This is a genomic window from Petrocella sp., from assembly GCF_059865615.1.
Window position 1 is genome coordinate 1 of sequence record NZ_JCBCDA010000126.1, and the last position, 10,521, is coordinate 10,521.

Annotated in this window: 10 protein-coding genes; all 10 read right to left on the minus strand. The window is 32.2% G+C overall.

Going from position 1 to position 10,521, the window contains the following annotated elements; all coding sequences use genetic code 11:
• A partial coding sequence (locus AC6F8J_RS14300) for a PDDEXK nuclease domain-containing protein (RefSeq protein ID WP_500724304.1) occupies positions 1-708 on the minus strand: 708 nt, incomplete at its 3' end.
• 445 nt (positions 709-1,153) lie between these two features.
• Positions 1,154-3,604, minus strand: coding sequence for a DEAD/DEAH box helicase family protein (locus AC6F8J_RS14305; RefSeq protein WP_500724305.1), 2,451 nt, complete (start codon positions 3,602-3,604; stop codon positions 1,154-1,156).
• Between the two features lie 42 nt (positions 3,605-3,646).
• Positions 3,647-4,240 (minus strand): methyltransferase domain-containing protein, encoded by a 594-nt coding sequence (locus tag AC6F8J_RS14310; RefSeq protein WP_500724306.1) that lies wholly within the window; start codon positions 4,238-4,240, stop codon positions 3,647-3,649.
• 145 nt (positions 4,241-4,385) lie between these two features.
• The gene (locus AC6F8J_RS14315) at positions 4,386-5,126 is read right to left on the minus strand and encodes a hypothetical protein (RefSeq protein WP_500724307.1); all 741 of its coding nucleotides are present in this window, start codon (positions 5,124-5,126) and stop codon (positions 4,386-4,388) included.
• Entirely contained in the window at positions 5,116-5,967 is an 852-nt protein-coding gene (locus AC6F8J_RS14320) for a hypothetical protein (protein ID WP_500724308.1), read from the minus strand. The genes AC6F8J_RS14315 and AC6F8J_RS14320 overlap by 11 nt, the downstream gene beginning before the upstream one ends.
• Positions 5,967-7,808 (minus strand): hypothetical protein, encoded by a 1,842-nt coding sequence (locus AC6F8J_RS14325; protein ID WP_500724309.1) that lies wholly within the window; start codon positions 7,806-7,808, stop codon positions 5,967-5,969. Before AC6F8J_RS14325 ends, AC6F8J_RS14320 begins: the two co-directional genes overlap by 1 nt.
• A gap of 69 nt (positions 7,809-7,877) precedes the next feature.
• A complete protein-coding gene (locus AC6F8J_RS14330; protein WP_500724310.1) occupies positions 7,878-9,170 on the minus strand; it encodes a phospholipase D-like domain-containing protein in 1,293 nt (430 codons plus the stop codon).
• 129 nt (positions 9,171-9,299) lie between these two features.
• Positions 9,300-9,536 carry a hypothetical protein gene (locus tag AC6F8J_RS14335; RefSeq protein WP_500724311.1) on the minus strand — a complete coding sequence of 79 codons (237 nt, stop codon included), beginning with the start codon at positions 9,534-9,536 and terminating at the stop codon, positions 9,300-9,302.
• 125 nt (positions 9,537-9,661) lie between these two features.
• Positions 9,662-9,898 carry a hypothetical protein gene (locus AC6F8J_RS14340; RefSeq protein WP_500724312.1) on the minus strand — a complete coding sequence of 79 codons (237 nt, stop codon included), beginning with the start codon at positions 9,896-9,898 and terminating at the stop codon, positions 9,662-9,664.
• Between the two features lie 46 nt (positions 9,899-9,944).
• Entirely contained in the window at positions 9,945-10,406 is a 462-nt protein-coding gene (locus tag AC6F8J_RS14345; protein ID WP_500724313.1) for a YbaK/EbsC family protein, read from the minus strand.
• Positions 10,407-10,521: the final 115 nt, after the last annotated feature.

Consider the following 10,521-nt stretch of genomic DNA (forward strand, 5'->3'; position numbering starts at 1 on the left):
ATCCACATAGTAATGCGTATTTCCCAAGGTAATTCTCTGTTGTGAGCCTACAAACATAAATCCACGTCCCAATTCAAGAAGGAATTTTTCGATTTTTACAATCAATATCTTTTCCAAATCTTTTTCAAGCATCGGTTTATTTTCGGGAATGCCTAAGAACTCAAATACATAAGGATCTTTCAATATATCATTCGGTTTCGAATATTGCGCACCCTGACTAGCTAGTGCAAGCACCTTTTTCTTATTTGCATTTCCATTTGAGAGTAAAAGTCTCTCAAACAAAGACGTATCAATCTGTCTTTTTAATTCACGTACAGACCAATTAGAGTTAATCGATTCTTGTTGATAGAACGCTCTCGCATGCGGATCCGATACGTTTAAAAGTTCACAATAATGAGACCAGCTCAATTTAACAGACAGTGTCTGTTGATTTTCATATTCGAGATAAAACCTTCTCATGTATTGCAGGTTTGATACCGAGAACCCTTTGCCAAGCTCTCTTGTCAATTCTTTAGACAATGACTTTAACAATTGTTTGCCATACTCAGCCTTTTCCGAACCTGCTTGTTCGCTTTCTACAATGATTCTGCCGATATTCCAATAGGCTAATAAAAGCTCATTGTTGACTTTTCGGGCAACTTTTTCTCTTGCTTCAGTTAAAATTTGTTTGATTTCTTGTATAACAGATGAATTTTGAATCTCTAGCATCTTAGTTCACATCCTTTCATACCTCCTGTAAAATCTTAACTCTATTTTACAAGATTTTCTATGGTTGAATAATATTCTGAACTTGAGCCACTCGTACGCAGTAATGAGCCCTCTGCTCTCTCAGAGCGAACTATTCATGGTAGGTAGTAAACTATTTCAATAGCGAAACAGGTCCAAGTGCTACACTTTTATAATATCATTTACAACCACACCCATTTAAGCATTTTTAACATAAAAACTACTTTGATTATACCATGGTGGCAAGTTCGAAAGTAGTATTTTGGTAAGTATCTTACGGTCTTTTCGTTTATCTTCGCAAATGAATATTAAGGCTTTTTTCACCACTTCTTCAATATAATTGGACAATATTATATAGGCCTCTTCTTCATCTAAAGTTTGCCTGGGTACATGTTTAACCCCCAATATATGTCTTTTCTATATTTGCTTAAGATTTATTATCTTTGTTAGAAAGTAGTAGATCCAAGAAATTACTCCGTCTAAAATGAATTGTATCTTCGACATGATTAAGAAAGAAGTCATCCTTCTGCCAAGGTATCAAATTAAGTTTAATGCTCATTGTTTCAGTCTTAGAATCATATTCAAATATATCATCATGTGTTTTACATAAAAAATGAATTGGATTATCCAATGCTAATTTCCAATAATCATTTTTTATCCACGTTTTATAACTATTCGTGTTTTTATGTCTATCTAGATCAACTGCATTTCTTTCATTCTGATAGAACTCATAAAAGCTCTGGCAGACTTCGTCTTTGTTTATTTTTATCTTAAAAGACCCTTTATTATAAAATGCCAGTAATATAGGTATTTTGTATAATTTATTCATACCAGTTGTCTCAAGCATATTTATAAACTTATGTGCATCGCTATTTATAAAATCTCCACTTAAATATCCTAGTTCCATAGTCGAAAGAAAATCCAAGTATTTATTAAATGGATTTACTTTAGATTGGGCTTTGATACTTCTATATTGAATATCACTTAATGATTCGAAAAACTCCATACGGCTTGGAATATGACCGAGTTCTTCTTTACAAGAAACATACAGCTCTTTTATTTCATCAATAATTTTAACTTTTTTATGAATCATTTCCTTGAAAATATTTACTACCTCAAAGTCAAAATCTATATAGCAATCGACCGGAATATTTTCTTGATCAATTAGCTTTTTAATGACCTCTTCTTTTTTCTTACTATCTGTTGTCACTTCACCTGACAACCAAAACGGTATCATTTCAACATTCTTATAATTTCCAATGAAGTCTAGTACTTTTAAGTTTCTTTTTCCTGCCGAATGCCTTAATCCTCGTCCTAATTGCTGTAAGAATACAGTTGGTGATTCTGTTGGTCTAAGCAAAAGAATCAGATCAATGGCCGGTATATCTACACCTTCATTTAGCATGTCTACCGAAAAAATAACTTCTATTTCACCTGTAATGAATTTTTCGATTCCTATTGTGCGATCAGCACAATATTTTCGACTTATTTGACTATGAATCGTTACGCTATTGATTCCATTTGAATTAAAATAATCTGCCATATATTCTGCATGATCAATGCTGCTACAGAATGCCATTGTGTGTTTACGTTGATGTTTCATATAATGTTTGAAGATTAATTTTGATCTATCATCTGTAGATACAGCTTTACTTAATTCTTCTTCAACATATCGTCCATTAATATACCGAACTTTCCCATAGTCAACCGTGCCATCATATATGCCATAATACCTAAATGGTGCTAACCAATCTCGATTAATTGCACTGAATAGATCTGTTTCATATGCGACATTATAATCACATATTTCAAAAACGTCTTTTCGATCTAATCTATGAGGTGTTGCTGTTAGACCCAATAAAAATTCGGGTTTGAAGTAATCAATAATTCTTTTATAGCTCGGTGAACTTGCATGATGAAATTCATCAATGATTACATACTCAAAGTTGTTTGATTCAAACTTTGCTATGTGTTCTTTTCTACTCAATGATTGGACAGATGCAAAAACTACTTTTTTATCAACTTCTTGATACCCATTAAAAACACGACCAAGATCTTCAGAACCTCTTGTCTTTGCAAATGTATCATAAGCCTGATTCAAAATCTCTTCTCTATGAGCTACAAAAAGTACACTTTTATAATTCATAGAATCAAAAGCTGCCAAAAAAGTTTTACCAACCCCAGTAGCTACTACAACTAAGGCTTTATCATTTCCTTCATTTTTTGTACGTTTAAGCTCAATTAAAGCTTCCGTCTGTGATTGGTTTGGTTCAAATAAATTACTTAACCTTTCTTTATAATTATTATTTTGTCTATATTTGTTATAATGCTCGTTTATTCGACTGATCTTTCTTTCTGCATCAGGTAAAATCAAGGTTCTTCGATACTCGGAAATTTTCTCAGTATCCAGATCATAGGAATCATATTTGAAAAGATATTCAAATTGTTCCATGTAATAATCATAACTATCCTGATCTACAGACGCTTCCACTTGATAATTCCATTCAATACCATTTGTAAGCGCCACACGAGAAATATTTGATGAACCGACTAAAACGTAACTTTGATATTTTTCTTTACTCTTAAAAAAATATGCTTTTGGATGAAAGCTTGGTGCGCGACCATTGTATAGTCTTACATTTCCTTCCCCCAACAAATTATATAACTCACTTAGAGCCGCTGGTTCTGTTACATTCATATATGTACTGGTTAATACTCGAACTGGTATAGATCGTCTTAGTGCATCCTTCAACATGGGTTCTAATTGTTTATATCCTGACAACTTAATAAAGGAGACAATAATATCAATCCCCATCAGATCCTGGTCATTTACATTTAATCGTTCTATAAGATCTTTAGTTACTGCATTCATACCCATATCCATCACCCAGTTACTCTCTATAATTTATTGGATATCTATTTACAATTGTCTGCGACTAACCTTAACAATTGCACTTATCCACTTTTCATCTTCCCGACCTTCACGTATATCCACAGTATCGATGAACTTAATCACATCTAGTGAACCAACTTCTGTAAACAAACTTATCAATTTTTCTTTTGTAAAACACGTAAAGCACCGGCCATCTTTTTCATAGTTCTTTTCACGGTTCTTAAAAGACATAAAAAATATACCCTCATCAGCAAGTAGATCACGGTACTTACGAAGTATAAAGACCATATCTTCTTCTGGGACATGAAGTAGTGAAGCCAATGCCCAGATTCCATTGAATTTAATGTTTGTTTCATACTCAGAGAATGTTGAGCAAATAGCTTTATCTCCTATGAATTTAGAAGCGTGGGCAATCATTTCTTCCGATCCATCTACCGCATATACTTCATAGCCTCTTTTTTGGAATTCAAGAGCGTCACGAGCAGAGCCACAACCCAGATCAAGGATAATTCCACTATTGACAACGTAAGAAAGAAATTCTTGCATAAGTCCTGACATACTTAGATAGAAGGTATCGTTGATGTAATTCTCCGCATTATTATTGTAATAGTTGATTGACATAGTTGCTCCTTTAACTTTAGATTATAAATAAAATTTACTATGTTAATTTCCTCATTCTATCTACCTTACTGCATTTTTTTTACTTTTCAATTCATAATTATAAGTTTATCTTTGATATATATTTATGAATATCAACTTAATATTTCTAGTTTATAGCCACATATTTACTTAAATTTTCCAAAAACAGTAGTTCTAAAGCCTCTTTTCTCATCAAAGGTACCATTATAACTGGGTACACTTTATTTAATTCGAATATGACCCTTCTTCCATATCTTTCATCGTCACCAAGATCTTCTCGACCTTTGATCTTTGCCTTAAGGATGTCAGATAGTTGGTTATCCTTAATGATATCTAATATCTTAATTAGGAATTGATCGTTCCTAAAGATTTCATACTTGATGATATAGTTATAGACATCTAGGTTTTCAGCAATAAGCTTATAGTACTTCTCTCTTTCTTCTTCTTCAATGTTGTCGCTAATATATTGAGCCGCCAAAATGCATTTATAAATATAGTTCTCCCAATCAAACTTTTTGAGGACCACGTTTTTAAATTTAGTTTCAGATTCGATCACTTCTGGATAAGTCTCTAAAATATATTCTCTTTTTTGTGCTAATAATAGTGTATGCCAAAATTGTCCATCAAAATGTGTGTCTCTAGGTAGTTTGAGATAGTATTTCTCAATTACTTTTATTGCGGAAATATAAGCTTCAGTTCTTTCTAGATCATCACTTATGAAAAGATATATTGGGAAATCCGGTGCTTCATCCAATGTGATTATTATGTCCTCATAATGATCATCAGATTCAATTATCATGTTATTTAAGAAATCTTTATACAATTGATCTGACCTTAAATACTCTTTTGACAATAACTTAACCAGCATTTATTGATATCTCCTTTACTGTTGTGTAGAATCTGCTCATCATTCGATCACTGATGTGATCAATAACTTCATCAATATTATCCATATTCAGTTCTTCAACATGCTTACTTTTTAGTAGGTTGTATAACTTAAACATGAGAATATTCTCAGGTATAGCCATCTCTTCTATATACAAAGCTTCTGTATCATCAGCTAACTCAGTAATCATATTATTCAAGGCTCTTTGTAATCCCATATACACATATGGATAATTAAGCTCTGTAGCTTTAGGAAATTCAGCAAATTGGAGCAATTCATTTTTGTAGTTGATGATGATCGTTTCTTGACCTAACTCTATACTAATTTCCGATGCAAGATCAGGGTCCAGTCTTTTTTCAAACAATTCAAAAGGTTTTGTAATCCTACCATCATATATGACTACATTAGAAATAGCTAAAACTGCATAAGGATGAATGACTATTTGCTCTTTTATATCATCATAATAAGGATCAAGATCTGAATTCAATCCAAATGAGACGTCACTTTTTGCTCTGATAAGAAGTTGAAGTGAGGTTCTTGTGTTAAGGGATAATCTTGATTTTTTTATTGCAACCGTCTCTTCGTCTTGTTTGATCGTGAAAAATTTATTATCTTTCGATTGGATCACTAAAATAGTTTCAGCAAGATCATTTGCCACTAAGTCATTTATAAATTCCGACTCTAATTCATGAGTCACTTTGAAGTAATAGTTAAAAGTGTCTTCTTCCAATTCTATTTTTAAATTGAATCCATTATCTTGATAATCGTTTGAGCCATATCTTAAAATTGGATATGGAAATATCGCGTCTTTTGTATAAATCATTATTCCACCTCCAAATAGTAGGTATACTTCAATGATCTATTGAAAGACTTTGAAGTAGCTAAAGAAAGATTAATTCTATTATTGATGATGGGTACTTTCAAAATCGTATTTCTCTCAGATTTAATATTTTCACGACTCGAAATATCTGTAATATGAGCATAATGATCTATAATGTTCATTTCATTCTCATATTCCTTCCCCATCCCATCAATAACTGATATATGAATATTACATCTCTCAATAGACTTAAAAACTTTTTCATTTTCTAAATTAAGATGTAATATTTCTTTATCCTGGATTATACTTCTTTTGACTACATTTGGATGAACATAATATAGCTTGCTACTACCTTTATTTTTAGTCTTCCTAATGTTTTTCTTAATTGTCTTCTTGGATCCATTTCCGGTTGGACTAACCGTCTTAACAACCGTTCGTTTTTTCTTTCCAGTATCAATTTTTAGACTTGATGTACTTTTCGACATACTATCTCGAAAACTATTATTTGCTTCAAACAATACATCTTCAGTATTCATCTTTCCTTCAATTGGATTATTCTCCCTAATCGCATCTTCAATAATAGCTCCAATTTCTTTAGATATGTTTCTGATGAACCTAACGGCATTCTTTTGACTAGTCTGATCTTTTAGGTGATCCGATGAGAGTTCCGTATGGGATTCATTCTCTAATGATTTAAGAAAAACATCTTCATTTCCAGAATCAGGAATCAACAACGCATTAAAGGGTTTATTTACATTATTTATGATCCTTTTATCTTCTATTTTCATACCTATGGTTCTAATGATTCCAACTCTACCCTTTTGAATATTTTTTTCATAGTTGAAATATAGCTGAAATTTGTACGCATTCCTCAAATCCTTAATTTCAATTAAACGAGGGGCACAAGTATCATATGTTTCCAGATACAACTGTGTAAATTCTTTTTTATTCGATGCCTTATCTTGTTCGTAGTATTTTGGATTACGTATGAATCCTCGAATAGAATCTTTATCGATTGTATGACCATTTATAATTACACTTAATTTATTCTCTAAGATGGCAACAAAAAAATTATCGCATACACTTCTAAGAATGGCTTCTTCATCGTTAAACTGGCTTCTAAGAAATGGTATGATAATTTTCAAACCACGATTATTCTTAGCAAAAATTGAATCAAAGTCATTCGTATAAGGAAAAAAATTATCACCTACTTGATTTGTAAAATATCCAGTCGCTCTATAGCTTTGTGTTTTAATATCATGATCAATCAATTGAATAGTGCCACCTATGTGTTTCTCACCATTCTCATCACAGTTAGAAAAGAACATCAAATATATATCAGAAGCTGAATTTGATGCAATCTTACCTATACCATGAGATCCACCTCTGGACATTTCAAAAGCGTCATTACTGTCTACGTGATGAACACCTTTGCTATAAGCATAAGCACTCCAAGTATCGCCCTTTTGTGGGTTTTGTCCATTAATTGCTCCTGATAAACCCCTCGTATTAACATCTTCAAATGATATGTATGGGATAACTTTATTCTTTAAATTATGCATCATGTGATCTAATGTTTCTTTGGTATAACTATTCCCTGCTTGCAGCGACTGAATATGAGTTTTTATTTCATTAAATCCAGGAATTTGATCTTTATTCATTGTTCCAATTATTATTTTCACTTTTACTGGATGTGGAGAATTAGGTATTTTACCATCAAGAGAATTCTGTATATTCTCTCTTACTAAACCATCAACTCCATAATCATAGAACTTCTCCAAAACTTTGTTGAAAGATAATTCTTCTTTTCGAGGTATTTCTGCAAATTTCCAATATTGAGTCATAGTGCCTCCTTATAAATATGAAAAATACCAATAAAATGAATTCTTCATGTTTTTATTTATCATTATCGATCATATTTTTATACATTTCTTTATATCTAGAGTCAATGTCTTCAAGTTTTGCCTCTCCTTTACTAACTCGGGATTCATTGTATATTGTGCACCTTCTTCTCTTCTATCAGATATATCCCCACCACTAAAAGACAAAAAATTATAACTCCCAAGAATGTAGTACTCGTCATCACTTATAAGTAATTTGAAATGTGTATTCACTTTGATAATTTCAAATTTATCACCATACTTGATGAAACGCCTTCTTAGTTCTTGAGCGATAGTATCCGAGGTCATAGTTCTTTGATCTGGTGAATTCAATTCACCAATACCGTATTTTATGAATACTTTTACACCTCTATTTAAAGCACCTTCAATCAAACTAACGAAGTATTTATTCATAACCTTTCTACTTATCCATGGTGAAATTATGTCAATCTCACTTTTAGCTTCTAAAAAAGTCTGATACAATTTGCTTCTAATACCTTCATTCTCAAGAAAAATTGTCTTAGTACCATCAAAAACTTTCGGCATTTTCTCATATACTTCAATTGCTACCAAGCTTTCTTCCAGTTGATTAAGGTATTTCTCTATCACTGCTTTCCGCTCTGCCACTTCATTCATTGAAGCTTCTGAGAAGCATAATAAATGTAATTGTCTTAATGCCTCTTCAATTATTTTACGATTAATTGACTGAATATAACTGTTTATACCAATTTGTCCATCTTCATTTTTTTGAAAAGTCATCTGAGTTATAATCGTATCTCTAATTTTGTTTTTCAAATCCGTAACAAGCATTTTCTTGTTCTTATTTGATTTTTCTTTTGTTATTATACTTGTTATTGGATAGAGCATTAGTGAAAAAATTGCTATTGGCGGAAAAACATTTATCATCGCATAGGATAAGGTGTGCCAACCAGCTGCCAAACCTAGTGTTCCAATAACTGCGGCACCAATCCCAGTCATAGATATTTGTTCAGAGGATGATAGGTCATAGCTAATCTTTTTTGAAATCCCTAAATCGTTGAATACATATCCCTCATCAATTGCAAAATTGCTTAAAGTATCATCTATCGTTTTTTCCCATTCGTTTATAAAATATTTTAATTGTCTAGATAATATTTTTGATAGAATAGTTTTTATCTTTTCTTCTCCAAAATTTTCTTCTATCCATTCTTCAAGTTGTGACTTTGAGTTTAATTCATTAACACTATTTAATGCTATCGTCTTATTTACTCCTTTTATTCCATGATTTAAAAGTCCCTTTGTTTTTGAAGTTGTATCTTTTATGTCATTGTCTATACCTGCATACACAAGGATTTTTTTATGTATTATCTCTTCTCTCAGTCGTAATTCATTATCGAGTTCATTGATTATATTGTTTGAAAACTCATTTTGAATTTCAATAGATTTACTTAACAGAATCTTTTCAATATTTAAAATTTATTCTGTATAATGCATATATTCTTTATACTTTTTGGTTATTTTGACAATCCCCTCGCTTAACATCTTTTTTGTATCAACTATAGATGTCTTATTATTTATTTTTAATACCGAATTTGAAACTTCGTTGATTATTTTATTAATCGTCTCTATCAAGTAAATATTTGTTGTAGAGTCTAATAATTGTTTTAATGACCCGCACGATATTATTTCTTCACTATATAAAATCAATCCCATAAATTAGTCCTCCATACTTTCATTTATAAATTTCAGGTATAAATGATCTCATCTGTTTTTCGAATTCGTTTTGTGTCTTTTTTGTAGCAAATTTCTCCTAGAATGTCATATTAAGTTAAGGTACCTTATACCTCTGTCTTATCATCCTTCATCTTGTGATTCGTATACTCCTCAAACACCAGATCCAGCATCTTAATCCCTCTTCTAGCAACCTTAATCAACAAGACCACCAAATACATCCCTAGTACTATAAACCCTAGCATAATAGCTAATGATATTAAGTGCACGAGTACTTGAATTATCGTTGAGTCATTAAAAACGATGACATTCTCACTTATTCCTAAAATAATTAATGCCAACATACATCTCGCTCAATCCTCTTATCTATTATTTTCATAACCATTCCTCTTATACAACCTCTTCAGCTTCAGCACCGGTAGCCCTTAGCAGATCTTCTAGTTCAAGTTCAATCTGTACCCCTCTTACACCACCACTTACTAGGATTGTTTTGTGATCCTTACAACTGTTGTCTATGAAGGTCTTAAACTCTTTCTTCATGCCTATTGGGGAACCTCCACCATGGATGTAGCCTGTAGTATTAAGAAGGTCCTTCATCGGTATCATGTCTATCTTTTTCTCACCGGCAGCTTTTGCGGCTTTTTTTAGGTCTAACTCTTTGGCAACAGGGATGACAAAGACATCATAGGTTCGACTGGCACCTATGCCATCTATGGTCACAATGTGGTGCGTTCCATCCGGTTTGTTGACTTGCTTACAAACCGGTCTTGGTATTTCCAATCCACCAAGGACTTCCGGACAGACCGGTAAGGCTTTACCTGTTTGTAAATCAGCAATACCATACCCTTTCAAAGGGATGTTATTACCACTGGTGAAAATTGTTTTATGTAATTGTTATCATTTATTGGATTCATTTTGAATCCCCTCTGTTCATACACATTCATATAGGTTCATGAATGTTTTCCCT

Coding starts and splice junctions, on each gene's coding strand:
- AC6F8J_RS14320 (WP_500724308.1), bottom strand. CDS start 5,967: ATGATTTATACAAAAGACGCGATATTTCCATATCCAATTTTAAGATAT.
- AC6F8J_RS14340 (WP_500724312.1), bottom strand. CDS start 9,898: ATGTTGGCATTAATTATTTTAGGAATAAGTGAGAATGTCATCGTTTTT.
- AC6F8J_RS14335 (WP_500724311.1), bottom strand. CDS start 9,536: ATGGGATTGATTTTATATAGTGAAGAAATAATATCGTGCGGGTCATTA.
- AC6F8J_RS14305 (WP_500724305.1), bottom strand. CDS start 3,604: ATGGGTATGAATGCAGTAACTAAAGATCTTATAGAACGATTAAATGTA.
- AC6F8J_RS14310 (WP_500724306.1), bottom strand. CDS start 4,240: ATGTCAATCAACTATTACAATAATAATGCGGAGAATTACATCAACGAT.
- AC6F8J_RS14325 (WP_500724309.1), bottom strand. CDS start 7,808: ATGACTCAATATTGGAAATTTGCAGAAATACCTCGAAAAGAAGAATTA.
- AC6F8J_RS14315 (WP_500724307.1), bottom strand. CDS start 5,126: ATGCTGGTTAAGTTATTGTCAAAAGAGTATTTAAGGTCAGATCAATTG.